The organism is Lacibacter luteus (assembly GCF_004118265.1).
Lineage (GTDB): Bacteria > Bacteroidota > Bacteroidia > Chitinophagales > Chitinophagaceae > Lacibacter > Lacibacter luteus.
Genome location: NZ_SDHW01000001.1, coordinates 1,303,874 through 1,330,658 on the forward strand (window position 1 = coordinate 1,303,874; position 26,785 = coordinate 1,330,658).

Annotated in this window: 26 protein-coding genes; 9 read left to right on the forward strand and 17 right to left on the reverse strand. The window is 39.9% G+C overall.

Translation table 11 applies throughout. The features are described 5' to 3' along the window. Positions 1–43 precede the first annotated feature (43 nt). Complete coding sequence (locus tag ESA94_RS05055) at positions 44–1,189, forward strand: serine hydrolase domain-containing protein (RefSeq protein ID WP_240670989.1); 1,146 nt, start codon at positions 44–46, stop codon at positions 1,187–1,189. Positions 1,190–1,344: 155 nt separating this feature from the next. Here the strand turns inward: ESA94_RS05055 and ESA94_RS05060 are convergent, their stop codons facing one another. The 8 genes from ESA94_RS05060 to ESA94_RS05095 form a co-directional block, all read right to left on the reverse strand. Next, complete coding sequence (locus ESA94_RS05060; RefSeq protein ID WP_240670990.1) at positions 1,345–1,554, reverse strand: hypothetical protein; 210 nt, start codon at positions 1,552–1,554, stop codon at positions 1,345–1,347. A 385-nt stretch (positions 1,555–1,939) separates the two neighbouring features. After that, positions 1,940–2,581 carry a response regulator transcription factor gene (locus tag ESA94_RS05065; protein ID WP_129129753.1) on the reverse strand — a complete coding sequence of 214 codons (642 nt, stop codon included), beginning with the start codon at positions 2,579–2,581 and terminating at the stop codon, positions 1,940–1,942. Further along, positions 2,578–3,225 (reverse strand): sensor histidine kinase, encoded by a 648-nt coding sequence (locus ESA94_RS05070; RefSeq protein WP_164972656.1) that lies wholly within the window; start codon positions 3,223–3,225, stop codon positions 2,578–2,580. Before ESA94_RS05070 ends, ESA94_RS05065 begins: the two co-directional genes overlap by 4 nt. A gap of 98 nt (positions 3,226–3,323) precedes the next feature. Beyond that, positions 3,324–3,878 carry a hypothetical protein gene (locus ESA94_RS05075; protein ID WP_129129755.1) on the reverse strand — a complete coding sequence of 185 codons (555 nt, stop codon included), beginning with the start codon at positions 3,876–3,878 and terminating at the stop codon, positions 3,324–3,326. A gap of 92 nt (positions 3,879–3,970) precedes the next feature. Continuing rightward, positions 3,971–4,564 carry a hypothetical protein gene (locus ESA94_RS05080; protein WP_129129756.1) on the reverse strand — a complete coding sequence of 198 codons (594 nt, stop codon included), beginning with the start codon at positions 4,562–4,564 and terminating at the stop codon, positions 3,971–3,973. A gap of 932 nt (positions 4,565–5,496) precedes the next feature. Continuing rightward, entirely contained in the window at positions 5,497–6,861 is a 1,365-nt protein-coding gene (locus tag ESA94_RS05085) for a hypothetical protein (RefSeq protein ID WP_129129757.1), read from the reverse strand. A gap of 10 nt (positions 6,862–6,871) precedes the next feature. Beyond that, on the reverse strand, positions 6,872–7,549 hold the full coding sequence (locus ESA94_RS05090) for a caspase family protein (protein WP_129129758.1): 678 nt from the start codon (positions 7,547–7,549) through the stop codon (positions 6,872–6,874). Between the two features lie 3 nt (positions 7,550–7,552). Further along, complete coding sequence (locus tag ESA94_RS05095) at positions 7,553–8,536, reverse strand: hypothetical protein (RefSeq protein WP_129129759.1); 984 nt, start codon at positions 8,534–8,536, stop codon at positions 7,553–7,555. A 519-nt stretch (positions 8,537–9,055) separates the two neighbouring features. Here ESA94_RS05095 and ESA94_RS05100 point away from each other — a divergent pair. From ESA94_RS05100 to ESA94_RS05110, 3 genes are all read left to right on the forward strand, one after another. Further along, the gene (locus ESA94_RS05100; RefSeq protein ID WP_129129760.1) at positions 9,056–9,751 is read left to right on the forward strand and encodes a DsbA family oxidoreductase; all 696 of its coding nucleotides are present in this window, start codon (positions 9,056–9,058) and stop codon (positions 9,749–9,751) included. 40 nt (positions 9,752–9,791) lie between these two features. Beyond that, complete coding sequence (locus ESA94_RS05105) at positions 9,792–10,631, forward strand: oxidoreductase (protein WP_129129761.1); 840 nt, start codon at positions 9,792–9,794, stop codon at positions 10,629–10,631. A 260-nt stretch (positions 10,632–10,891) separates the two neighbouring features. After that, on the forward strand, positions 10,892–11,659 hold the full coding sequence (locus ESA94_RS05110) for a tetratricopeptide repeat protein (protein ID WP_129129762.1): 768 nt from the start codon (positions 10,892–10,894) through the stop codon (positions 11,657–11,659). Positions 11,660–11,728: 69 nt separating this feature from the next. Here the strand turns inward: ESA94_RS05110 and ESA94_RS05115 are convergent, their stop codons facing one another. The 4 genes from ESA94_RS05115 to ESA94_RS05130 all read right to left on the reverse strand — a co-directional run bounded on the left by ESA94_RS05115 (position 11,729) and on the right by ESA94_RS05130 (position 14,268). Further along, positions 11,729–12,508 carry a sulfite exporter TauE/SafE family protein gene (locus tag ESA94_RS05115; RefSeq protein WP_129129763.1) on the reverse strand — a complete coding sequence of 260 codons (780 nt, stop codon included), beginning with the start codon at positions 12,506–12,508 and terminating at the stop codon, positions 11,729–11,731. Between the two features lie 96 nt (positions 12,509–12,604). Beyond that, positions 12,605–13,024, reverse strand: a complete 420-nt coding sequence (locus ESA94_RS05120; RefSeq protein ID WP_129129764.1) for an SWIB/MDM2 domain-containing protein — start codon at positions 13,022–13,024, stop codon at positions 12,605–12,607. 159 nt (positions 13,025–13,183) lie between these two features. Continuing rightward, positions 13,184–14,044 (reverse strand): fructosamine kinase family protein, encoded by an 861-nt coding sequence (locus ESA94_RS05125; RefSeq protein ID WP_129129765.1) that lies wholly within the window; start codon positions 14,042–14,044, stop codon positions 13,184–13,186. Beyond that, positions 14,041–14,268: a DUF2905 domain-containing protein gene (locus tag ESA94_RS05130; RefSeq protein ID WP_129129766.1), complete on the reverse strand. Its 228-nt coding sequence runs from the start codon at positions 14,266–14,268 to the stop codon at positions 14,041–14,043. The genes ESA94_RS05125 and ESA94_RS05130 overlap by 4 nt, the downstream gene beginning before the upstream one ends. A 91-nt stretch (positions 14,269–14,359) precedes the next feature. Here ESA94_RS05130 and ESA94_RS05135 point away from each other — a divergent pair, with 91 nt between their 5' ends. Beyond that, entirely contained in the window at positions 14,360–15,187 is an 828-nt protein-coding gene (locus ESA94_RS05135) for a hypothetical protein (RefSeq protein WP_129129767.1), read from the forward strand. Between the two features lie 82 nt (positions 15,188–15,269). Here the strand turns inward: ESA94_RS05135 and ESA94_RS05140 are convergent, their stop codons facing one another. After that, a complete protein-coding gene (locus tag ESA94_RS05140) occupies positions 15,270–15,749 on the reverse strand; it encodes a hypothetical protein (RefSeq protein ID WP_129129768.1) in 480 nt (159 codons plus the stop codon). A 158-nt stretch (positions 15,750–15,907) separates the two neighbouring features. Here ESA94_RS05140 and htpG point away from each other — a divergent pair, with 158 nt between their 5' ends. Then, the gene (gene htpG, locus ESA94_RS05145) at positions 15,908–17,797 is read left to right on the forward strand and encodes a molecular chaperone HtpG (RefSeq protein WP_205755908.1); all 1,890 of its coding nucleotides are present in this window, start codon (positions 15,908–15,910) and stop codon (positions 17,795–17,797) included. A gap of 313 nt (positions 17,798–18,110) precedes the next feature. Here the strand turns inward: htpG and ESA94_RS05150 are convergent, their stop codons facing one another. The 4 genes from ESA94_RS05150 to ESA94_RS05165 all read right to left on the reverse strand — a co-directional run bounded on the left by ESA94_RS05150 (position 18,111) and on the right by ESA94_RS05165 (position 24,443). Continuing rightward, on the reverse strand, positions 18,111–21,293 hold the full coding sequence (locus ESA94_RS05150) for a M16 family metallopeptidase (protein WP_129129769.1): 3,183 nt from the start codon (positions 21,291–21,293) through the stop codon (positions 18,111–18,113). A gap of 122 nt (positions 21,294–21,415) precedes the next feature. Further along, on the reverse strand, positions 21,416–22,000 hold the full coding sequence (locus ESA94_RS05155) for a porin family protein (RefSeq protein WP_129129770.1): 585 nt from the start codon (positions 21,998–22,000) through the stop codon (positions 21,416–21,418). A gap of 97 nt (positions 22,001–22,097) precedes the next feature. Next, positions 22,098–23,126, reverse strand: coding sequence for a hypothetical protein (locus tag ESA94_RS05160; protein ID WP_129129771.1), 1,029 nt, complete (start codon positions 23,124–23,126; stop codon positions 22,098–22,100). 60 nt (positions 23,127–23,186) lie between these two features. Then, entirely contained in the window at positions 23,187–24,443 is a 1,257-nt protein-coding gene (locus tag ESA94_RS05165) for a metallophosphoesterase (RefSeq protein ID WP_129129772.1), read from the reverse strand. A gap of 185 nt (positions 24,444–24,628) precedes the next feature. Here ESA94_RS05165 and ESA94_RS05170 point away from each other — a divergent pair, with 185 nt between their 5' ends. The 3 genes from ESA94_RS05170 (at position 24,629) to ESA94_RS05180 (ending at position 26,761) form a co-directional block, all read left to right on the forward strand. Further along, positions 24,629–25,306, forward strand: a complete 678-nt coding sequence (locus ESA94_RS05170; protein WP_129129773.1) for a metal-dependent hydrolase — start codon at positions 24,629–24,631, stop codon at positions 25,304–25,306. Between the two features lie 25 nt (positions 25,307–25,331). Continuing rightward, positions 25,332–26,162 carry a ParA family protein gene (locus ESA94_RS05175; RefSeq protein WP_129129774.1) on the forward strand — a complete coding sequence of 277 codons (831 nt, stop codon included), beginning with the start codon at positions 25,332–25,334 and terminating at the stop codon, positions 26,160–26,162. A 107-nt stretch (positions 26,163–26,269) separates the two neighbouring features. Then, positions 26,270–26,761: a hypothetical protein gene (locus ESA94_RS05180; protein WP_129129775.1), complete on the forward strand. Its 492-nt coding sequence runs from the start codon at positions 26,270–26,272 to the stop codon at positions 26,759–26,761. The last annotated feature ends 24 nt before the right edge of the window (positions 26,762–26,785 follow it).

Here is a 26,785-nt window from a genome sequence, read left to right on the forward strand (position 1 = left end):
ACTGAACGAATCAGCATTTATTCATTCAACACCAAGCCAACACATGATGCGTCTACTTTCATACTGTTTGTTCTTATTTGTTTTGCTTTTATCATCGCTCTGCAGCAATGCACAGACCGATAAAGCCGAAGCAGGTATAAAAACAATTATGGAAGAGAACAAAGTGATCGGGCTTTCGGTTGCGGTTGTTAAAAAAGGGAAGATCATTTATACCCATTCATTTGGTTTAAAAGATGTAGAAAGCAATACGGCTTTAACAGATGAAAATATCTTCCGTATTGCTTCTATTTCAAAATCGTTTTCTGCAACATCAATCATGCAGCTAGTTGAAGCAAAAAAACTTTCACTGGATGATGATGTAAGCAAACTGCTCGGCTTTACTGTACGTAATCCAACGTTTCCTCAAACAGTTATTACACTAAAGATGCTGTTATCGCATCGCTCTAGTATTAACGACAGCCAGGGTTATTTTACATTGGATGCCATTAACCCGGAGAAAAATCCTGATTGGAAAAAATGTTACAATGCATACGAACCGGGAACAGATTACCAGTATTGTAATCTTAACTTCAATATGATCGGCACGATGATCGAAATTATTTCCGGCGAACGTTTCGATCAATATGTAAAACATCATGTACTCGATCCGCTTGGCTTGTACGCAGGCTATTGTGTAGACTCGTTAGACAAAACACGCTTTGCAACGATTTACGAATACAACAGCAAAGAAGATAAGTTTACAGCAGCACCCGGCGCCTATGCTCCACGCAGTGAAGAAATACGCAATTATAAAATGGGTTACAGCACGCCAATTTTTTCACCAACAGGTGGCATGAAAATTTCAGCAACCGATCTTGCAACATACATGACCATGCACATGCAGCTTGGCCGTTATAAAAAAACAAAAATCATCAGCAAGAAAAGTGCAAAGCAAATGCAAACCAAACTTTCCGACAAGGAAGGATATGGTTTAGCGATCATGACAACTGAAAATCTGATCAAGGGAAAAACAATGAAAGGTCATACCGGTTCTGCATACGGACTTTTCAGTGCGATGTTCTTTAACCCGAAAGAAGAATTTGGTTTTGTTGTAATTACCAATGGTTGCAATGGAACGTATACTGATGGCATGAATACAGTGATGCGTTCAACCATCAATTGTTTGTACGATGCGTTTATTGCAAAGTAGCTTTAATTGCTCACGGATGTCACAGATGACAGTACGTACCTTTCTCCGCTTGCGTAATTGATGAGATATCAATCCCACGCAGAAAAAAACCACACGGTGTAACAGAAATCGCAGAGACCTACCTGTAACATGAAACCCGTAACCTGTAACCAGTTTTACATATGCTCATCCCGTTTCTTCGTTGCTTCTTCTTTTGACACTTTATCATTTTCTTCCACCACTTCTTTTACACCATTCACCAACGAAGAGATAGGCCCTTTCATATTATCCTGCGGATCTGTTTTGTGTAATGTTTCCGGGTCTGGTTTTATGATAGCAGATTCTTCCTCTGTCGTTTTCTTTTTTATTTCGTTTTGCTGTGCCATAATGGATGTTTTATACACAGTCTGTTTCAAATATGAGGCCAGTGCTGTACTGTGAAAGAAAGCTGCATAGTATAAGGCGGAATTGTTACACAAATACTGCACTAAATACTTGTAAAATAGAGAGCTGTGTTTTAACAATTTAATTGCCTGGAAGTTTGGAAAAGGGAAGTAATCTACTGTTGTCTGCTCACCTGACAGGTGACTGTACAACACATAAACAGAACTACGAATTGCACGAATGACACGGAGAAGAAAGTAGCCACGGATGAACACAGAGGAACGCAGATGAAGAACACTCGTCGGTACGGCGGCAGCCGTCAGACGTAACCAGCCACCGTTGGCGGCACACCTGAAAGGTAACTGTATAACTGATTATCTAAAAGAATTACAATTTTGCAAACCCTTTACGCAATGCTTCCAGGCAAAGCCCAACCCTGCTTTGTACATGAAATTTTTGAAACAATGCTTCACGGTAACCATCAATGGTACGTTCGCTTAAATTCATTTCTGCAGCAATTTGTTTGTAGGTAAGCTCACTGCAGGCATATGACAGAAAGATTTTTTCTTTTTCAGTCAGCACAACAACAGGCGGCTCGTTCGACTTTAATAATAAACGGCGAAAATTAATATTACCTGCATCAGCATTGTAATATCCCTTCAACAATACTTCCTGCAACGCTTTCTCCAACTCTGTAGGATGCGTATCCTTTAACAAATAAGCACAACAACCGGCTTTTACCATATCGATAATTGCGGTATCAGTATCGTTCATTGAAAGAGCAATCAATTTCATAGCAGGATACTGTTCGCTCAACCATTTGCTGGTAGCAACACCATCCATTACGGGCATGTTTACATCAACCAGCATCAGGTCGGGGACACTCCCACTTGTTTTTAGTTTGCTTTTTAAATCCTCACCATTCAGCGCTTCAACCACTACTTCATATTCTTTAAAACTTTCCAACATCAGCCGGAGCGATTTTAAAAATAATTGATGATCATCTACAAGACCTACGGTTATTTTCATGGTTCTTCTGTTTTTAAAGGTAACCGAATGGCGACGGTAGTGCCACCCTCAGCAATAGAATTAAAATGGATAGTACCTTGCAACAATTGCACCCGATGCTCCATATTGGCAAGTCCCATACTTTTTGAAACAGAACCTACATCAAAACCCCTACCGTTATCACTTACTGTTATCAGATAAATATTCTCATTTGCTTCAACTGCAATGCGCATGTTTGTCGGTCCCGCATGTTTCACTGCATTCTGAATAGCTTCCTGTACAATGCGGAACAGGATGATCTGTTCATCGCTTCGCAGAGGAAGCTCAACCGACTGTATATATTCCACAACAATATCTTTTGCCGCATTAATACGCTCGATCATGGTTTGAATATTTTCCGAAAAACTAAAACGCTCCAGCCATTCCTTATCCAGCGATTTTGCCAATGAACGTATTTCGTTGATCGCTTGCCCCAATGTGGCGTTAGCTGTAAGTAAAGTATCAGGAGGATTCTGCAATTCACGTTCGGTTAAACCAATCAGCATACGGGAAGTGCTGAGCAACTGCCCTACATTATCGTGCAGTTCTTTCCCTATTTGCTGAAATGTTTGTTCCTGTACTTCGAACTGCGATTTTAAAAACTGCTTCTCAAATTCTTCTTTCATAAGTGCTTTTTCATGTAGGTGTATTTGTTGCTTTTTTTTATAATTGACCATTACAAAAATCACAACAATCGACAGCATTAGTATAATGAATGAAACAACTATAGCAGCGCTGAGTATTTCCGGTCCTGGTTGTGGCATAGTATACCTATTGTCAGCAAAATATACAAAACGTAATTTGAAACTGAATTAAAGATGCCGTATATCTTTTTTGCGGTTGCCGCTTCCTGCGAAAGCAGGTGATTATAAACACCGTTAATACCAAGCGTGCCGGCAAAATAAATAAAGAAGGCAAGCGTAACCCAAAAGACAGGCAATTGATATATCGCTGTATTCTCCAGCGGAACAATAGAGAAAAACGAAATAATACACCAGGTAATGATCAGCATCCCTTCAATGTTTGCATTAATGCTTGGAAAGAATGAGAAATCCTGCACAAACAGGGAAATGAGTAGCGATGCAAAACAAAATACAAATAAAGAAATCATCATTATTTTTTGCACCCACTTATTCGTGATCCATCGTTTTAAAATGAGTGTGATGAAGATGTATTCAATAATGATAAAAAAGTGGTAGAGAAAATAATAGCCGTTTGTTTCCTTTCCAATGATCTCTACCGCAATTTCAGTTATAATAGAAAAGGAAAGCAATGCCACAAGAAGTTTTATATAAGTATATTTTAAATAAAACAATCCGGTGGCAAAGCAAACCAACATCAGAAAATAATAGATGTAAACCAACATTCATTTTACCTTTTTGCAATCGCTGTAAATAAATCCTTCATAAAATCTGAAAGACTTTGAGATTTTATTTTATCTCCTGTTAGTGATTTGAAAGGTTCAGGCTCTTCTTCCCCATTTCCTCTTTCTTCAATTATAGGATCGTCATCACGGTGTATTCGTTCACTGCCATCCTCTTCATTTGTTTTTAATAGTAGATCCTCTTTAACAGGCGTCCTGAATGCATTCAATCCTTGCAATACAAAAGTTACTTTTTTCTTTTTAGAACCATCTTCAAGCTCCTCTTCGGTCATCGCCTGCATAATGCTGACATATTCACATCCTTCCTGGCTTAAAACCCGCATGATGGATGATTTACTGAATGTAACCTGCAACAGCTTACTGAAAACAGAAAGATCTGGTGCCGCCTCATCCTTAAATTTTTTAACCATTTCCTGGTAGGCGTTTACCGTTATGGGCATGCCATAAGATTTTACATTACTTGTACCATTATTCTCTTCGGTATGTGGCATGTCATAATTCTTGGCAACAGGCTTTTTTTTAAGTCTGCCTTTTGTACTTTCCCATTCGTAGGTTTTCAGTGTCATTTTTTCTTTTGCCATAATAAATGATTTTGAGTTGAAGTGATGATTGTCCGTCAATATCAGCATAACAGTTAAGATAGCACACGGGAAAATTCCCGTATTTACTTTCATGCTTTACCCTTTTCAACATTCTATCATCTATCCATCTTTGTATAACAACCCAAAATTGTAAACCGAACCGGCCGTTGCTAATCTTCTAACACAACTTATGAAGTTCATAACTCAGCCTCTTGCAAAAGAGGCTTTTTAGGATCACAGATGAAGTGTGTCCCGCCTGACGCCTGAGCGACCTGAATAATTATCAAAGCCCAATCTTCACCTCCATTCAGTCAACAAGTTTTCATACTTTCAGGCATTATTTACAAACCCCAATCTGACTTACGAAACATCAAGGCCTTTAATGAAGACTCAAGAGTAAAAATCCCGGCTTTGTTGCATCTTACCCGGTTGGGCTACAGCTATCTTTCCAGGAAAGATCACCAACTGCGGTAGGAAGAAGCCAACATCTTTAAACACATTTTTCTGAATAGCCTGAGCAGAATAAACCCCGGCATTTCAGCAACCGAACTCGAACGCCACCTCGAAGAAATTTCATTAAAGCTGGATTACGACGATTTAGGGAGAGAGTTTTATAAATCTCTCACTGCAACCTCCAGCATTAAACTTATCGACTTTAAAAACTTTTCTAAATCAGAGATTGGCTGCTGCCCATGCTTATGAACGGGCAGATATGTGTAGCAGATGCGTATGAGCAGGTAGCGCAGGCATTGAGCATGGCGGCAGAGGATGCGGCGGGGTATGGGAAGAAAAGATGAGGTGGGAAAAAACCTGGCAGGTTTAATAATCCTGTTTCAACATGTATTTAAAAAAAGCGACTCCTGCCGGAGTCGCTTTTTTTAACCCGTATTATTCTTTAAAATTAGTTCAAAGGAATAAACATCTGTCACTTGCTAATTTTCCTTTTTATCTTTTAGTCCTAACATACTAATGACAGATGAAGGTGCAAATGTCAGCCCCCATGAAAATTTGGGTCCTGAATAATCTCTCTTTGCATATTTCAACGCATCGGGCAAAGAAGTGATAGTACCGATCTCTGTTACCTGTGGTATAACTTCATTCGTCCATGTCCAGCCAACATTCACTGAAAATTCTTTTGTTAGTGCATAATTAAATCCGGCAGTTAATCCTGCTAGCGGATCTTTTGAGATCTTAACGCCGCCGTAAATACCAATACGGGAAAAAAGATTGTTGTAAAACCATTTGGCTGCACGCTTATTTTTATTTTCTATATCTGCGTTTCTTGCAAAGATCGACTTCCAGATCGGATTGAAATTATCAATATCCCTTCCAAATGGATGAAATGCAATCAGAGCAGTTAAATTACTTTTCCATTCCTCTTTTTGTGTAGCATTCGGCTTAACTACAAGGTTGTTATTGGCTATAGAAAAATTATTCGCACTAAATTTATTGTTAGCCAACCCAACCTGGAAGCTAACAAAGTTGCGTTCGTGTACTGCAATTTTAAAATCCTCTTTGAACGACTTATTTTTTACAACAATATCGCAGGGAGCCTTTACTCGTTTGGGATCAATTTCAATCATTGTAAGTTTGAAACTGATTTCACTAGATTTTGCAGAAGCCCCCCCTCCCATTGCACCTACCGCACTATATACAGAAGCCAAATCCTTGAAACTCTGTTTGAAGAAACTGGTCTTATAATTTATGTCCACACCTGAATTTGAAAATTTCTTTTCAAAATTATTTTTTTCAAAAGCCTGGTACCATTTGTCTTCAAGATCAAGCATAAAAACATACACTTTTTTTGTTTCTAATAAATAGTTAGACCATTTATTAGTCGACTTGTCTTTGTGGAGATAAATTGTATTTAATGACTCAAAATCTATTTTCAAGTTATTAACTTTAGTAGCTGGTGTAGTGGCTGTTGCAGCTATATCTTGTACAACAATTGTTATGTTACGGTATAAAAAAACGATCGCAATGTTTTCGTTATTCTCGATTTCTGTAAAAATATTATCATTATCACTTCTGTAAATTTCTTTACAAAAGCCTTCTAAGCCTTTTACCGTTGTCACATCTTTAAACCCCGAGCCACCGTCTTTTAACAAGCCCTTTAATAAGGCTATAAGGTCTTCTTTTTTTTGCTTTTCAAGAACAGGTAAAATTTTATCTACAGTTTCTTTTGTAATTCCTGAAACACTTTGCTTAATATTAGTGTTTTGGTTTTCCTGCGCAAACCCTCTAATTGAAAAAAAGAAGCCGGCAAAAAGTAATGAAGTAAGTAGTTTTTGTTTCATGTTTTAAAGTTTATAATTGTGAGTTTTGGAAATTATCAGCAATATGTATCACACAATTACTGAACCGATACATTCTTGGAAGGATGATTTCAATACTATCTTTTATCTGTTGAAATTCGTTTGTTTGTAGCAGTGTTTGTTTTAGGGCTTTAAAGAAAAAACTATTGTCTGCATAATATGCCTGTTCTTCTTTTTGCGAAGCAGCTATAATTGTATGAAAGCTTTGCTGAGTTTGAAAGTCTGTTATTAAGCCATATGCATGGCAACAATCAACAATTGTAATCATATGCCCATCCGGGCATTTTGAGCGAAAGAATTCCGTTAGCTTAGTATATTCATAATTAAAAATAAAATCATTGATTGGCAATACTAAATCATACCTGAAATTTTCCGCAGAATTAACCAGGTACATTTCGCTGTCTGTTTTTAGCGCCCCGTGCCCGGTGTAATAGAACAGAAACCATCCATCGCTTTCAAGCGAGCCAATTTTTTCAATTGCTGAATCGAAAATATTCTTTTCAGTGGCTGCTGAATCAACAATCGGCGTATAAACTGTCCATTTATAAGTCGTTAAAATATCAACCAAATCACTTAGGTTTTGGTAAACAAAGGGCAATGAAGAGTAGCCGGTAGCCCGTTCCGAATAATAGTCACCCAAGCCAACAAGAACAGCAGTTTTCTTTCCCATGTTTTATTTCTTATATTCTTGTATTAATTGCATTTCTTTGTTCAATTCTTCAACTTTCTTCTGGGCCGCAGCAATTTCATTTTCAAGGTTTGCTATATTTTTTCTGTCAATTTCTGATATATTGTTTGCGGCTGTCTTTGTTAAAATATTTGAGAGCAACGCTTTTTTTGTGTTTAAACTGCTTATCGTAATTCTGAGCTCTTCTTCTTTGTTCAACTTTAAATCGTCTAACTTAAATGTTGGTATGAGTTTTTTGCCAATGTATGCTCCTTGGCTTAGCCCCATCAGCACTAAAAAAGACCAGGGCAAATATGGGAGATGCCCTTTAGTTGTTTCATTCCCATCTTTTTTAAACTCTAAAAACTGGTCTACATTACTATTGAATAGCACTTTAAATTGACTGGGATCCGTCACACCTATAATTTCGTTTATGAAGTAGACTACTTTTGTACTAAAAACAAACAGGGCAATTACAGTCCATATTAACATTTGCACCCGGCTAAAATCAATGCCATTATCTCCAATAATTATGTCAGAAAACTTAGGCTTGCGATGTTTAATTAACTCAGGATGTTTGTTAATTTTATCAACAGTTATTCCTTTTACAGAAATATAGCTACCTAAACTCAGCCCCAATAAGAATAACGTTTCCTCTGAAAAAGTCAGCTCGTAATAATACATTGCATTTGGCATTTGATTTACACCTAAGGCTATTGCAACAGACAACTGATAAGCAATTATTATAAATGCCCATACAACAGCCTGCAACCTTGATAAACTAAATCCGCCTTCGTCACCTATAAAAATGTCGGAAATACCGTAAGTATATTTTACCCTAAAAACTACTCTCACTAAAATCCAAAAAATGAAAAACAACAATAGGATTGAAATCAAAAAAACACTAACTGCCTTTTCATCTTTCAACCAAAGTATAAGTGCTGAAATAGCAAGCACAGCATTAGTAATTATAAATGCGTTTTTATTCATTATTTTTTATTGAATTTAAATTTTCACTGCAAAAAGAACCAGGTAGTTTGAAATGAATACGCACTAACCCATATAATATTAACCCTCATACATGCCTACAATTCTTACTTAGCCTGTTCCTAGCCTGCATCAAAACTGCATAACACTTCTTTGTGATAAAAGGAGAAAAAGCGCAAAGGAATACGGGAAAAATCCCGTACCTGATTTTTTAAGTCATCCGAAGAAAAGAAAGACGCTCCTGTTACAGAGATAAACAGGACAAGACACTTGATGTTGATGTAATTTCATCGAACATATAAATTCCGGGGGCCGCTATGCGCCCCTCGGCTGACAAGAATTTCAGGTACGGAGCCGTGTAGGACTTTATTTGGAAGCATTGAGAAAAGGATTTGCGAAGCTTTAGTATTACTTTTCAACCGAGATTTTACCCCACCCCTTTGTCACCACTTTGTTATTTCCTCTTCTGCACTTCATTCGCTTGCAGCACTTGCCCGTAACTTGCAGCAAATTTTAAAAAGCATGACAGTAGAAATCTGGAGCGATGTTGTTTGTCCGTTCTGTTATATCGGCAAACGACGTTTTGAGGAAGCATTGCATCAATTCGATCAAAAAGAAAATGTAGAAATTGTATGGCGCAGTTTTCAGTTAGATCCTGACGCTGCACCTGCGCCCGGTACCAGTCTTAACCAATACCTGGCACAACGGAAAGGCGTAAGCGAAGAAGAAGCCAAACGCATGAATGCGTATGTAACAACAACTGCAGCAGCAGCAGGATTGGAATTTCAATTGGAGAAAGCCATCATCGGCAATACGTTTACTGCACACCGGTTACTGCACCTGGCAAAAGAGCACAATGTGCAGAACGAAGTAAAAGAAGCGTTGTTAAAAGCATACTTCACCGAAGGAAAAAACATCAACGATCAAACAGCATTAACAGAGGCAGCAACTGCAGCAGGCATTTCTGCAGAAGCGGTTACAGCTGCTTTAGCAAGCGAACAGTTTACACAAGATGTACACGAAGATCAGCTGCGTGCACAACAGATCGGCGTTCGTGGCGTACCTTTCTTTGTCTTCAATAACAAATATGCTGTATCGGGCGCACAGGCAACAGCAGTATTTGCCGATGTGTTACAGAAAGTGTGGGAAGAAGAACAACCTGTAACTGTACTTGCAGCAGACAATGCAGCTTGTGCTGTTGATGACAGCAACTGCTGATATAATTTTAAACAACCGATAAAACATAAAAAAAAGCGAGATGAAAAAAGTTTGGCTTATTACAGGTTGCTCAACCGGCTTTGGCCGTTCGCTGGCAATTGAAGCGTTGGCACAAGGTTATTGTGTAGCTGTTGCTGCACGCAATACAAACGATGTTGCAGATATTGTTGCCAACTATACAGATACTGCTCTTGCAGTAAAACTTGATGTTACGGATGTAGTACAAATCAAAGAAGCTGTTGCAGCAACCGTCAGCAAATTCGGGCAGATTGATGTGCTGGTGAACAATGCAGGCATTGGTTATTTTGGCGCTGTTGAAGAAAGTGAAGAAACAGAAGTACGTCGCATGTTCGAGATCAATGTATTTGGCCTGGCAAAGATGACGCAGGAGGTTTTACCGCATATGCGTGGCCGTAAGACTGGTCACATTCTCAACATCTCCTCTATTGGCGGTTTACGTTCGTTTCCCGGCGTTGGATTTTATAATGCAACAAAGTATGCCGTAGATGGTTTAAGCGAAGCCTTGAGCAAAGAAGTGGCTCCGTTGGGCATTAAAGTAACCATTATTGCACCAAGTGGCTTCCGCACCGATTGGGCCGGCCGCAGTGCAAAAGACAGTTCTACGGTTATTGCCGATTATGCAACTACTGCAGGAAAAAACAAAGGTGATATCCGTGGTTACAGTGGTAACCAACCCGGCGATCCGGTGCTTGCTGCAAAGTCAATGATCATGATTACAGAAACAGAAAATCCTCCGCTGCGTTTACTGTTAGGCGCTGCCGCATTAAAAGGTGCACGTGCTAAAGTGGAAGAACTGAAACACGATATAGAAACATGGGCCGAAGTAAGTGCAGGTGCCGATGCGCCTAAACAGGCATAAAAACCAATACAAGTTTAAACAAGCCCTTCAGGTTATACACCCGAAGGGCTTGTTTGCTTTTGGCCCTTACAATGCAATAATAAACTAACCGGGAGCTCAATTAAATACAACAAAAAAACAGCAACTGACAACGGTCATTTGCAAATGCATTCATTTGTTGTACCTTATTTGTTTCCCTTTACATTTCTTCCGGCTCTTCCAGACTGCTGTTTACTCCCACCCAAAATCAAATCATCTTTTAACCTCCAAAGAACAGTTGTATGAAACAAACATTAACTGCCTGCCTGGCTATTCTCTTTATGTTATGCTTAACTGCCGACGGCCTGGCACAGAAAAAACAAATGACGTGGACTTCTTCTTCCGAACAGGCAAAATCCTATGCAAGAAAAGGAGCTTCGCATATGATGAACATTGAATTTGCACAAGCCTATCACAATTTCGGGCTTGCACTGGAAGCTGATTCCAATTTTACAGTTGTACTTACACTTATGTCGTTCCTAACGAATGGCGAAACGAAGAAAAAATTTGCAGAACGTGCAATAGCAAGCGCTGTGGGTAAAACTGCCGGGGAACAGCTGTTTGTAAAACTTGCAACGCCCGGAAACAAACAGGCCGACAACCAAAAAACATGGGCCGATCTTTATAACATGTTTCCCGACGGCGGCTTCATTGGATTTTATTATGTTTTAACACGGCCAACGCCTGCTGAGCAATTTACTGCTGCAGAAGAATATGTAAAGAAGTTTCCCGAATCGGCTCCAATACATAATATACTCGGGTATATGTATCTGCAGGAAAAGAAAGACAACGAAAAAGCTAAACAACATTTTGAAAAATACATTGCGCTATACCCCGATGGTTGCAACCCTTACGATTCGTTTGGTGAATACTATTTCATTTTAGGCGATATGGATAATGCTGAAAAATATTACAAGATGGCGTTGGAAAAATACCCATTCAATACAAGCTCAATTGAAAAAATGAAAGAGATAGCAACTGCTAAATCAAAAGCTAAATCCGATAAATAACAAAGCGATTCTGAGTGAACTGCTTTCAGTGATTTTCAACAAAAGCTTCTTACAGGAAGCTTTTGTTGTTTATGAAGGAGCGTGAAAAAAAACATCTCTTCCCAACCGGAGAATAAGTATGCCAATCACCAACAGAAAAACATAACGGATAAATACATTCCCTTTGAGGATGGCTGCTTTACTGCCAATATAAGCGCCGAGCATATTGCAACCCATCATAGGCAACGCAATTTTAAATACCACGGCACCATTTAAAAGAAAGCCGATAAGCGATGCAACATCGGCAATGGCATTTACAATTTTTGATGATGCCGATGCATGTAAGAAATTAAGCCCGGCAACACTTACAAATGCAAACACCAGCAAGCTGCCTGTACCGGGACCAATAAATCCATTGTAAAAACCAATTACCGCACCAATGCCTGCACATACAAACATAAATTGTTTGCCAGTGTACTTAACAGCATGTACCGCACCAAAATCTTTTTTTACAAACGTATAAACTGCCAGCACAATAATGATGCATAACAACAGTGGTTTAAATACTTCGGGCTTTATCATCTCCATTACAAATGTTCCGCTGAACGATGTTACAGCAGCCATTGTACCTGTTACAAGCACCACACTTGTATCAACCCCTATTTTAGTAATGTATTGATAGGCTGCAACCGATGTGCCTGCCACCGATGCAAAACGATTGCTCGCAATTACCTGTACATGCGAAAGTTCGGGAAACAAGATCATCAACAGAGGTACCTGTATCAGTCCGCCACCACCTACCACCGCATCAATAAACCCGGCAAACATGGCACCAACACAAACAAGCGTATAAAGCAGCCATTCATTCATGCCGCAAAATAAAGGAGAAACACAGTAGCAGTAAAAACTGTTGCAAATAAAAAGGGCACCCAATGGATGCCCTTTCGTCTATCAGGAATCTGTTGATTAACTTAAATGCTTGTTCAGGAACTTCGCCATTTCAAACATTGATGCCTGACCTTTACCACCGAATACCGGCTTCAGTTTAGCATCTGCATTGATCATGCGTTTGTTTTTAGCATCCTGTAATTTATTTGCTTTAATGTAAGCCCAGATTTTTTTAACAGCTTCTGTACGTGGTACAGGCTTGTTACCGATTACTGCAGCCAGATCAGCACTTGGAGTAAGCGCTTTCATAAATGCAGCATTTGGCTTACGAGCTGACTTCTTTTTAGGAGCAGCTTTCTTTGCAGCTTTTTTAGGAGCAGCTTTCTTAGGAGCGGCTTTTTTAGGAGCAGCTTTCTTTACAGCTTTTTTAGGAGCGGCTTTCTTAGGAGCAGCTTTCTTTGCGGCTTTTTTAGGAGCGGCTTTCTTTTTTGTTGCCATTTGTTTTAAATTTTAGAATAAAAATGGGTAATAGTAATTGTTAACAGAATGAATTTAGGACAAAATTTATATTCAGCAATCATTCTCAAAAAAAGGTTTTTCAGAATGTGAATAAGCTGTGTTTTCATTGGGGAAATCGTTGTTTTTTACATACCGTTTTTATTGTCCGAAACGGGCCAAAATTGCTGCCGCTTCCTGTATATAACTGCCGCTAAACAATACCGCATGCACTAACAAAGGATAAAGCTGTGTAAGCTGTAACCTTTGCTGCCAAAGGGTTTCAAGCGGATACCAGTAATTGTACACCTCGTAAAAACGTTTATCAAAACCACCAAACAAACAGCTCATACCAATATCCATTTCTCTATGACCACAGTAAACAGCAGGATCTATAAGCACGGGAAGCCCTTTTTCATTGGGGAAATGATTACCGCTCCATAAATCGCCATGCAGCAAACTTTGTGGTTCATTGGGAAAAATAGCTGCAATCCGGTTACAAAGCTGTTCTGTATGCTGCATTTGTTTGGCTGTAAACGCTCCGCTGTTACACAATTTCGTTGCTAAAGGAAGTATACGTTGCTCTGCATAAAACAAAGGCCAGTTGTTCTGCTCCGTATTCTTTTGTTGTAAACTGCCAATGTAATTATCGTTTTTCCAACCGGCCATTGGTTGCTTTTGCAAATGCAATGCAGCCAGCTGTTTCCCCATAACATCCCAATACTGCAGTGCCGGTTGTGTACGTTCGATCCATTGCAACAACAGAAATTGTTTTGTACCGGTTACACCTGTTGCAATTATTTCGGGCACATGAAATGCCTCTGCGGCTCTTAATGCATTTAACCCTTCTGCTTCACGTACAAACATTTCAGGATACCGCATTGCATCATTCAGTTTTAAGAAAATGCGTTGTTCATGATTGTACAAAAGATAAGCTTCATTAATATCCCCACCTGTAACCTGTTGTACTTTCATTGCAGGCAAGTTGCAAGCATCGAGCATTTGTTGCAGTTCATTCATCATTCTGTAAAACGTTTTACAACACGTATAACAATGTTGAGCAGCACACTTACCAAAATCATTGTTGTAAGCGGAAAATAAAAGCGGAAGTTTTCCTTTTCTATACGGATATCGCCGGGCAACCGGCCTATCCAATGTAGTTTATCGTGAAAGAAATAAACAACTACACCAACCAAAACAATCAGCACTCCTGCCACTATGATCCATTTACCTGCATCGCTGTTCATCTTTTTTTACAGTTAAATTACTGCATTGTAGGTATTGCTGAAAAGTAATGAACCTTTATTTTCGCATTTCCTCAAATCACAAAATCTGTATATGAAACAAACATTTATTCTGGCTGCATTTCTTTGTTTATCAGTGCAGCTTACTTTTTCGCAAACGTACTCCAGTGGTACACTTGAAGGCGAATGGCAGTTCCTTCGTTCAAAAGATGAATATGTAAAAGTTGAAACGAACAACATTACCATCTTCAAAAAAAATGCATCGGGCAATTGGGAACCGCTGAATGAAAACAGCAACCGCAAAAAATCGATGATCCTCGGCAGTAAAAATGCCAGTGTTTCGGTAATTGAAAGCAACAGCAGCCTGCGTGGCACTACCACGCACTCGATAAACCTGTTTTATATATCGCCGTTTATTGCAGCTGCACACGATGTGTTTTTCATCAACCGTATTGAACAGGCAAAGTTTCCTGAAAGATCATGGTCGTGGGGCGACAGCTCTTTATCAACCGTAGGTACAGAATGGGACTATATGGTGCCACGTATTCAAAAGATGTTTAAACTGGCAGGCAGTATGGCATCAACCAGTAAGTATATTAAACTGGATACAGCTTTCAACACTGCACGTTATACGGTGTTACGTTTTACAGCAAAGAATCTTGAATCCACAGCACAAAATTTCACACTCAATCCGCCGGGTAACGAACATGCCTTCAGCATAACCGATCAAGACGGGAAAGTGTACAATCTGCTCGGGCAGTATGGCTTTGGAGGGTTTAACAGTTACAGTTATCAACCAAAAGGCGCTGTAACTTTTTTTGTGTTTTTTGAACGTATACCCGACGATACAAAACGTATTACAGTACGTGAAGGAAACTGTACAGAAGGTTGCTGGAATTTTTACGATGTTACGCTTAACTAAACTATTTCATACACAAACAGAAAGCCCTCCCGAAAGAGAGGGCTTTGTTTTTAAACCACCAACTGTTGAACCATCTGTAAACCTATAAATGTTTGTTTTTACCTTTTCCTTTACTTGTACCTCCGCCACCACCGGGCTTACCGGCTTTTGCTTTACCTGCACCAGGTGCGTACGACGCTGTTTTTACTTTGTTTTTACCTAATGCAACCTGTTTGCCGTTATTGCCCTTATACTTTGCATATTTCACTTTGTATGTGGCATGCTGCAAGTAAGGTTTAGGCGTATTTAAAACCACCTTGTAACCGTTGTACAGGTTGTATGTACGATAGCGTGATGGTAAGCCTGCCGAATAAATCCAGCGACCATTATTGAGATAAATAAATTGCTTCTTCGGTACATAGTAATAGGTTTCAATATCGGGGAGATAATAATAGTCTACATAATCGTAACCTGTGGGTCCCCATCCGGGCTGTAAGCCGATATTGACATTTACCTGTGCCGATGTTTTTTCTGCTGTAACTACTCCACATACAAGCAGAACAGCCATGATAAGTTTTTTCATAAAAACCAATTTATGGGTTAGTGTTTTCAAAGTCAGTGCCAAAAATGATTTTGTTGGCAAACTATCTGGCTGTCGGGTGCTGTCAATGTGGCAAATAACCACTGTTTGGAACAGCAATTGAGAAGAGAAAGCAGTTAAAAAACCATATCTAAACGTATATGATACAGGAAAAAGGAACCATTTCGATCAACACGGAGAATATCTTCCCCATTATTAAAAAGTTTTTATACTCCGATCATGAAATTTTTCTGCGTGAATTAGTGAGCAATGCAGTGGATGCTTCGCAGAAATTAAAGCGTCTTGCAAGTCTTGGCCACTACGGTAAAGAAACAGGCGAACTGAAAGTAAACGTGTCGGTTGATGCAGCTGCCAAAACACTCACCATTTCCGACAACGGGATTGGTATGACGGCTGATGAAATTAAAAAATACATCAACCAGGTTGCGTTCTCAGATGCTACTGAGTTCATGGAAAAATTTAAAGAAGCAAAAGATGCGAATGAGATCATTGGCCGTTTTGGTTTAGGTTTCTATTCTGCATTTATGGTGGCAGAGAAAGTAGAAATTCAAACACTCTCGTACCAGGATGGAGCAACGCCTGCAAAATGGACCTGCGATGGCAGTACAGAATTTGAAATTACAGATGGCAGCCGCACCGAACGTGGTACCGATATTATTCTTTACATCAACAGCGAATCGGAAGAGTTTTTAGAAGAGCAACGCATTGGCAGCATCCTCGATAAATATGCGAAATTTTTGCCGGTGGCTGTGCAGTTTGGTACAAAAGAAGAAAGTGTGGAAGATGGTGTTGATGAAGAAGGCAAAACAAAATACAAATCGGTTACAGTTGATAACATCATCAACAACACCAACCCTATCTGGACAAAAGCACCCAGCGAACTGAAAGATGAAGATTATCTTGATTTCTACCGTGAGCTCTATCCCTTCAGCGAAGAGCCTTTGTTCTGGATTCATCTCAATGTAGATTATCCGTTTAACCTTACCGGTGTACTCTACTTTCCTAAACTGAAAAATGATTTTGAAGTACAGAAAAACAAGATCAAGCTCTTCAGCCGCCAGGTATTTATTACCGATGAAGTAAAAGATATTGTTCCTGAATTTTTATTGTTGCTGCATGGTGTAATTGATTCGCCGGATATTCCGTTGAATGTAAGCCGTTCGTTTTTGCAGGCCGACAGCAATGTAAAAAAGATCAACAGCTACATCAGCCGTAAAGTTGCTGATAAGTTGAGCGAGCTGTTTAAAAAAGACCGCAAGGGTTATGAAGAAAAATGGAGCGACATTGGTTTGTTTGTAAAGTACGGTGCCATTTCCGACGAAAAGTTCTACGATAAAGCAAAAGACTTTTTGTTGCTCACCAATACCAGCAACGAGCATTACACCATTGAGGAATACAACGCAAAGGTGAAAGATTTCCAAACTGACAAGGATGGCAATCTTGTTTACCTCTATACGGCTGATGCCGAACATCATCACAGTTTTGTACAGGCTGCAACAAAAAAGAATTACGATGTGTTGCTGATGAACTCACCTATCGATACGCACTTTATTCAGCACCTGGAAATGAAACTCGACAAAACACGTATGAAGCGTGTAGATGCGGATGTGCTGGATAAGCTGATTGAAAAAGCCGATGCAGAAAAACACCAGCTTACAGATGATGAACAAACAAAACTGAAAGCAGTGTTTGAAAAAGCCATCAACAATGCTGCAATGAAAGTGGAGATTGAAAGCTTGCCTGCAGAAGCGATGCCCGTAACCATTACCATGGAAGAATGGATGCGTCGTATGAAAGAGATGAGCAAAATGGGCGGCGGCGGAATGATGGGCTTTTATGGTAACATGCCCGACAACTACAAAGTTGCGGTGAATGCAAACCATAAGATCATCAGCAAAATTTTATCGGCCGATGAAGCACAGCAAACAGCTATTGCAAAGCAGGCTTTTGATTTGGCATTGCTTGCGCAAGGCATGTTGAAAGGTGCAGATCTTACTGCGTTTGTTGAAAGGAATGTGGAAGTGATTTAATCCTGAGCGTCCTTCGGCTCCGCTCAGGACCGAAGGGCGGACGGAAGAATCGAGCGACCTGCTCTCCGTAGCTCTGCGAAGGTGAGAGTCGAGATTCGACCTTGGTGACAACCAAATTTCACTTCAACCGCCGTCGGGGCTGTAAGCCGCCGACAGGGTTTCAACAAACATCATTCATAAAAAGAAGAGGCCGATGCGATGCATCGGCCTCTTCTTTTACCCACCCTTTCTGTTATGTAGAAAGTTTTAGATGTTGCCGCCCCTCCAGGGAGGGATAACCATTCTGATAACTCATCATTCATTACTCATCCTCTCATTCCTTCCACTTAAACACAATTGTTCCGTTTTTCTTCGTGTCGCTCTCAACAGTAATGTTGTACACTTTACCTCCCGCTGTAACACGCATTAAAGCTGTGTTAGGAGGCGTTTTGCCGAGGTTCTCTGCAAACATCACCAATGTATTCTTTCTGCCTTTCAGCGCCTTTACATTCAGTACAATGGCCTGTGTGTTTAATTGCTTTTTACTGAGTACCGGATAACTGTTGAAATAAACGGTTACACTGTCGCCATCAATTTCGCCATTATCAAATAACTCAATCTTGATCTCGGGTTTATCAATTTCAATGGTCTGCAGAATAGTATTGGCACGTTCGGCTGTTTTCTTTTCTTCGCCCGGCACATAATTTTCCGGCATCTGAATAGCAGTAAACACATTCGGACCATTGAGCAATTTTGCAGCAGCAAGCTGAACATCTTTTACCGTAAGCTTGTCAACATACTTTTCGTAATTGATAAAGTAATCGATATTGTTACCCGGAAATTTACTTTCGGTAAGTGCAGTTAACCAATCTTCATTTTCTTTCAGATCAATTTTGTGCTGCTCACGCCATTGCTGTTTTACTTTATCAAGATTCTTTTGCGATGGACCTTTTACAGCTATGTCTTTGATCTCCCTGTTCACCGCTTTTAATAATGTATCTGCTTTTTCAGGTCCGCAAGGTAACTGCACAGCAAACGAATAATTGTTATACGGCTCACGCTCCAACCCACCATAAATACCACCACCATAAATACCCCCAATCTTTTCACGCAACTCTTCAATGATACGTATGTTGAGCACTTCCGTTGCAGCCTGTGCTTTCATTTCCAGATCCTGGCTATATGGCACTTCACCCGAATGAAACTGAACAATCAAACTACGTTCATCTGTACCTTTTTTCACCGTCATTTCTTTTTTGCCTTTAACCGTACGCACTTTGTTATCAACCGCTGTAAACTTCTTTGTTGTTGTTGGCAAGCTGCCGATGTATTGTTCAATCAACGGAATGATTTCTGCTTCTTTAAAACTTCCAACAAACACAAATTCCATACTGCCCGCATCGCTGAAACGTTCTTTATAAATTTCAACCGCACGCTTCAGATCAATCTTATTAAAGTTCTCGGCCTTGGGTAAAGCAACAGGCGCCAATGGATCGTTGTTGTACAACACACTGTACAATGTATCAACAAATGCAAACTGCGGATTTGCACTCATCATGGCATATTGCGAACGGTTGCGTTGCACAAACGATTTAAACAAACTTGTATCAACACGTGGGTTTGTAAAATACAACCATATTAACTGGAACAACGTTTCAATGTCTTTCACTGTTGAATTACCACGCACACCTTCACTTGCATTGTTGATGTATGGATTCACCTGCACCGTTTTGCCTGCAAGTACCTTGCGCAGATCGGTTGGTGAAAATGCTCCCACTCCCATCGACTGTACAACCTGCACCGCATATTCGGCATTGTATTTATCCGCAGCGCCATAATGATTTTTACCACCGGGACGAACTGACGACATCAATACCTGATCGGCTTTAAAATCGGTTGGCTTTAAGGTTACTTTAATACCGTTGCTGAGTGTTAATTCGGTTGTACCCAGCTTTGCATCTTTCTTTGTTGCTGTTACCTTGCCTGCAACAGGTTTTGTTTCGATGAGTGTAGATGCAACGGCTTTATCTTCGTAAGGCTTGATCTCTGCTTTTTCAGCTGCAGAAAAATAAGCAAGCAACTCTTTTGTTTCCGGCAGTTTCTCCCCTGCTTTTGGTTCGGGTTGTGTAATGTAGGTAAAGCGATTGTCAACAGCTTTCACATATTTGTTCACCAATGCATTTACTTCATCAATAGTAATACCGGGTAACAATTCTTTTACTTTTGCAAATTCGTATTCAATGCCAGGCGAAGGTTCGTTCTTGAGAAAATAGTTCACATATTCATCTACAAAATTTGCACTTTCATTTTTATCACGGTTGTTGTAAGCACGTTCGTAATAACTCTCTGTTGTTTTTTTGCTGCGTTCCAGTTCGGATGCAGTAAAGCCAAAACGTTTTACACGTTCAACTTCTTCCAGCAACGCCTGCAATGTTTTCTTTACATCGCTTGTACCTGCACCTGCATAAATAGAAAATGCATCGTAGCCTCTTGCATACGAACCAAAACCACCCGATGCAAAATTGAACGGTGGATTTTCTTTCTGTGTTAACTCCTGCAAACGCTGGTTGAGCATACGGGTAAACAACGAACGGATAATGCTGTTACGATAATCTGCAACAGTAGTTGTTGCTTCACTTTTAAAAACAGGATAGTTGATAGACACTTCTGCCGATGACGCTTCTTTATCGGTAAGTACCATTACTTCGTTTGCAGCATAAGGAGGTACAGATGCATACTTGCGCTCACGTGGCATTGCAGGATTTTTAATGCCGGCAAAATGTTTGCGGATCAATGCTTCTGCCTGTTCAACAGTAATATCGCCCACCACAATTACTGCCATCAGATCGGGACGGTACCAGTCTTTATAAAAACGGCGGATAACATCGTACTTAAAGTTTTTAATGATGCTGTCTTTACCAATCGGCAAACGATCGGCATATAACGAACCTGCAAACAAGCCGGGTAATATTTTACGGAACATGCGTTCATCGGCACCTTTACCCAGGCGGCTTTCTTCCAGTATAACATCACGTTCGCCATCAATATCTTCATTCAGGTTGGAAACATTGTGCGCCCAGTCTTCCAGTATCTGAAAACCTTTTTCAAGGTTACCTGCTTTATCGGTTGGTATGGGAAGAATGTACACAGTTTCGTCGAAACTTGTGTATGCATTGAGATCGTTACCAAAGCCCACACCAATTTCCTGCAGGTACGATACGATATCATTCTTCTTAAAATTCTTTGTGCCGTTAAAGGCCATGTGTTCAATCATATGTGCCAACCCCAGCTGATCATCATCTTCATTAATAGCACCGGCATTAACAACCAAACGCAGCTCTACTCTTTTTTCGGGCTTTTGGTTGGGGCGGATGAAAAATGTAAGTCCGTTTTCGAGCTTTCCTGTTTTCACCTTTGTATCGAAAGGCAGTTTACCGGTAAGCTGTTGTGCAAATGTTGAAACAAAAAGAAAAAGAAATACAATGGACAATGACAGGTTTAATCTTGTTCGGTTCATAGAAGCGTTTTTAGAAGTTAAATATAGCGAGTGTACTGCAGTTATAAGAAGAACATGTTTATAAATGGCATAAAAAAGGCCCTCCGTAACGGAAGGCCATTGATATATGTTGATTGTAAGCTTTAAAGACCGATACCTACACCAAGTTGAAAGCCTGTTGTTTTCCATTTGTTTTGATCGCTGATGTCATTGATGTCGCTTAACCCAATCGCATAACGGCCATACACACGTGCACTTAATATTTTCACCTGCACACCCATCAACAAAGAGAAGTCGCCGTTTTTAAATGCTTCTTTGCCATTTTCCACAAAGCTCTTGCTATTGTTTAAGAGAATACCATACTGAGGGCCTGCCTGCAACGAAAGAAACTTAGATGGTTTGTACGAAAGCAATAAAGGAATGCTCAAATAATTCAATTGAGGATTTTTAATATCCTGGTTTTGCAATTCGGTATAAATACTTTTAAAACCGGAAACTGTATCGGAGTTGATCTGGTTCCATAAAATTTCGGGTTGAATTCCGAATTTCTTTCCGAGTGGAATTTCGGCAAACACACCTAAATGATAACCCAGTTTATATTGTTCATCAAAACCTTTACCATCGATCTTACCGATGTTGGCGCCTAATTTCGGGCCTATACGAAACTGGGCAAATGATGTAGCAGATGCGGTGATTGCAACAAGAAGGATAACAAGAATCTTTTTCATTCGATTTGATTTTAGTTAGATGTTTAACGGCTAATTAAGTGCCAATCATTTTTTTAGCGCTGTAAAAATATGTTAAGAAGGAATTATGTACAGAAGATTAAAACATAAATCCTGTTTGTATACTAAACATCGACGACCATTTGTACTGACTGCTCAGCAAATAATAATCGATATATACCTGTGGATTGAAAAAGAATTTTCCAATGTACCAGCTTGCATCTACCTGCAGGCCCAGCGATTGAAATTGAAAATTTGTTTTTTGAGAATAGGTTTCTTCGTAAGAACGGCTGCGGCTTAACCTGCCTGTTTGCTTATACGAACCCTTCGAAGCGATCCTTACATCGCTTGCCGAACCAAGCATTAACAAAGATGGCTGCAACGTAAAATAATCTTTCTTGCCAAATCCATTGAACTGCCATTGGTAACGCAGATAAGGAATGAGTGAGAGATCACGGATACGTATATCGGATGTATCGTTTACATAATAGTAGTATGTAACCAGCTGATTGGTTAAAGGCATTCTTGTTTGTGAAGAATCGAGATATTCAATTGTTTCACGGTAACGACCACTCGAAAACCCAAGCATTACACCCGGAGTAAATTTCTTTTTCCCATATTGTATGTACGCAAGAAAGTCGTTATCGTAAGGCGATACCTGGTTTACAAATTCTTTCTTTCCAAAAAAGCGTGTGTACGAAAAACCAAATGTGGTATTGGCTTCTTTTAAATAATCGTACGAGAGCGTAAGTGCATGTTGCAGCAACTGTGTTTTGCCATCTTCGGTTAAAAGGTAATTGTTGTACGTAATTCCAAAACCCGATTTTGCATAATAACCTACCGTAGGCGTAATACTTAAATTGGCAGTAGACTGTTGCGCATTCAATGCAACGTTTTTAACGCTGAACTGCGTATTACCGCCGCCAATAGAAACCAACCAATAACTACGTGGCGCCTTCAACGAATCGTAGTACGCTAAAAAAGCATCGATCTCTTTTTCAAGTGAATCTTCGTTAATACGCAGGGTATCGGTTGTTGTAACCGGAATAGTATCCTTCTTTGTTTCCTGCGCAGATACACACAGAAAACAGCAAGCAAAGAGTGCAGATAGAATAAGTGGTTTAAACATGCGTGGTTAAGGTTATTGGATAGACTTAACTCTTGCAATATAGTTTAAAGACACGTAAAATTAAGTCAGTTCAATCAATGTAATTTCCGGCAAAATGCCCACCCTTCCGGGGTAACCGATAAAGCCAAAGCCTCTGTTTACATATAATTTCTGCTGTGCCTCCTCGTATAAACCCGCCCATTGCTTATACACATATTTAACCGGGCTCCAGCGAAAACCGGGAAGCTCCACGCCAAACTGCATACCGTGTGTGTGGCCCGAAAGCGTTAACGCAATATCCTTGAAGTTGGGAGTAATTTCATGATTCCAATGCGATGGATCGTGACTCATTAAAATTTTAAACGGAATATCTTTTGCAGCAGCATGTGTATCGGGTAAACGTCCGAAGGAAGGAAAATTCATTTTACCACTTGTATTATCAACACCCAGAATGGCAATCTTTTCGCCATTGCGTTCCAGCTCCACATGTTCGTTACTGAGGGTTTTCCAGCCAAGCTTGCGATGCACTTCTACTACACCAGCAGCATTCGCCAGTTGCTTCTGTTTTACTTCTTCTTTGGTAGCACCTGTAGGAAATCCATAATCATGATTGCCCAATGTGGCATATACGCCATGCTTTGCTTCCAACTTCGAAAACACATCCATATAATCCTTCATCTCATCGGCATGATAGTTTACAAGATCGCCGGTAAACAGCACCACATCTGCTTTTTGTGCATTGATCTTTTCAATGCCTTTCATTACCGCTTCTTTATCGGTAAAACTGCCACTGTGTATATCGCTTACATGAATTATTTTAAACCCTTTGAAGGCTTCGGGTAAATGTGCAAAGGTTAAAGCTATCTTCTGCAGATTGTATTTGTACTTGTTTCCGAAGCCATACAAAAGCGATGTAAACAAACCGCCGCCAACAGCCAATCCTGCCCAGCTTAAAAACATCGAACGGGTAATGCCTGTTCCCTCTGCTGTATTTTTCGGATTCCACGATGGCACAAATAAACTGCCAACCCATTGCACAACACGACGTACATCATCAATTAAAAAGAACATACTGGCCAGCAGTTTTGCAAGGAAGAGGCCAATCACAATTGCAAAAGCATAAGTTCGTAACAGCCTGTGCCACGATTCGTAATTGGTAAACGTAATGCCGAGCATCAATGCAATTGAAAGAACGCTCACACCCCAATACAAACCAAACACGATCAGTTTTGTTCTGGGAGTCCATGTATCGGCCACGGCTTTTAAAGCCTGAAATACATAAATATCAATTACCAGCAGAACAAGTAAAAAAATCCAGGAACCGGCTAAACGTCGCATATATTGTCAAAATTGAGGAATAACTGTACTATTCCGTTGTTAAAATTTCCTGTTTCGGCAGAATACACGGGGATAAGTATTGTTCCCGAATATTAGGCCGAACCCTTATTTTTGTCAGGATGGCATTGGCTGTGTTCTAACACACAAGCTTCTGTTTATCAGCTTCAAAAAACTTCCAATCGAAGATGACATTTACTTACTACGGCCATTCCTGTTTCAGCATAGACGTAAAAGGAAAGAAATTACTTTTCGATCCGTTTATTTCGCCCAACGAACTGGCGAAAAACATCAGTGCCGATACTGTTGAGGCCGATTATATCCTGGTAAGTCATGGTCATGCCGATCATGTGGCCGATCTTGTTTCCATTGCCAAACGTACGGGAGCATTGGTTATCTGCAACTGGGAAATTTATGTGTGGTTGCAAAAGCAGGGTGTAGAGAATATTCACCCGATGAACACCGGTGGTAAAAAAGCCTTTGAATTTGGAACGGTAAAATGTGTTACTGCACAACATTCTTCCTCATTTCCCGATGGCAGTTATGCCGGCAACCCGATGGGCTTTGTGATTTGTGCCAATAAGAATTTTTATTACAGCGGCGATACTGCACTTACAATGGATATGCAGCTGGTACCGCAAGGCGCACCTTTATCGTTTTCGATTTTACCTATTGGCGACAACTTTACCATGGGTTACGAAGATGCAGCAAGAGCAGCGCATATGATGAACTGCCACACAGTAATAGGCGTGCATTACAATACCTTTCCGTACATTGTAATTGATGAGGCACAGGTGAAGGATCATTTTCAACGCAACGGACTCGATCTGCAACTGCCTGCCATTGGCGAAACAATTACCCTTTGAACATAAACTATCATAGCTGAATATTATGGGTCGAATTATAGGAATAGCGAATCAAAAAGGCGGTGTAGGTAAAACCACAACAGCCATTAACCTGGCTGCAAGTTTTGCCGTGCTCGAATACAAAACATTGCTGATCGATGCCGATCCGCAGGCAAACAGTACAACGGGTGTTGGTTTCGATCTGCACAATATTCAGCAGAGTTTGTACGACTGTTTTGTAAATGGTGCCAATGCAAAAGATGTGGTGCTGAAGAGTGAAATTCCCAACCTCGATTTGATTCCTTCGCATATTGATTTAGTTGGTGCTGAAATTGAAATGATCAATCAGCCTAACCGTGAATCGGTGTTGAAGCAGTTGCTTGAACAGATAAAACCTGAATACGATTTCATCATTATCGATTGCTCTCCATCGCTTGGTTTAATTACGGTGAATGCATTAACAGCTGCCGATTCGGTTGTGGTTCCTGTACAAACAGAATTTTTTGCATTGGAAGGTTTGGGTAAATTACTCAACACCATCAAGATTGTACAAAGCCGTTTGAATCCGCAGTTAGTGATTGAAGGGATTTTGATGACGATGTACGATGGCCGTTTGCGTTTATGTAACCAGGTGGTAAGCGAAGTAAGAAGACATTTTGAAGGCATTGTATTCGACAGCATCATACACCGTAACACACGCTTAAGCGAAGCGCCCAGCTTTGGTAAGCCGGTTATTTTATACGACAGCGAAAGTAAAGGCGCTGTTAACTATCTCAACCTTGCAAAAGAAATTCTGCAACGCAACAACCTCACAAAAATTAAACAGGAAGATAAGATCATTGAGGTTGATGAGGAAGAAGAAGCCGATAGCCTTTAGCCGATAGCTGCCAGACATAAGCCAAACCTTCAGAGGTTTGCGCTACGTTTTAACAGCCAATATTTACAAGACATTGTATTTCGTTTAATTAGAAACATAATTGACTTATGGGAGTATATCTTAGTATTAACGGATACCAAAAGAATTCAACTTGTATTGTAGGTCACATTAGTTTTTTAGGACTTTATGAAGTAAAAACAGACTCTATCCAAAAGTTTAAAATCCGAGAGAACTCTATTTCACATTATGGAGATTTATACCTGATATCAGAAAGTAAGAATGATTGGCGTGACTTAGGATTATTCGAACAAGACTTACTATTTTACACTTTAGCAACCAACTACTGGAGCGGCCAAAGTCTGGGGAAATATCAAGAAGAAACTACGTGTTTAATGTTTGACCCTTCCATGTTGCTTAAGCCTATAGATCGTTTTATTGCAGAAAAAGACAGCATTATTAACTCTTTCAGAGGAACGTATAAAGAATTTTTGATACAAGATATTGAACAAAGTAAGGAGGTCGATTTTTTTGTAGAGTTAAAATCACTAATCGAAGAATCAATAAAGAAAGATGCTATTATTGGAATAGTCTTTAGTTAATAATTCACAACAACTTAAAACGAT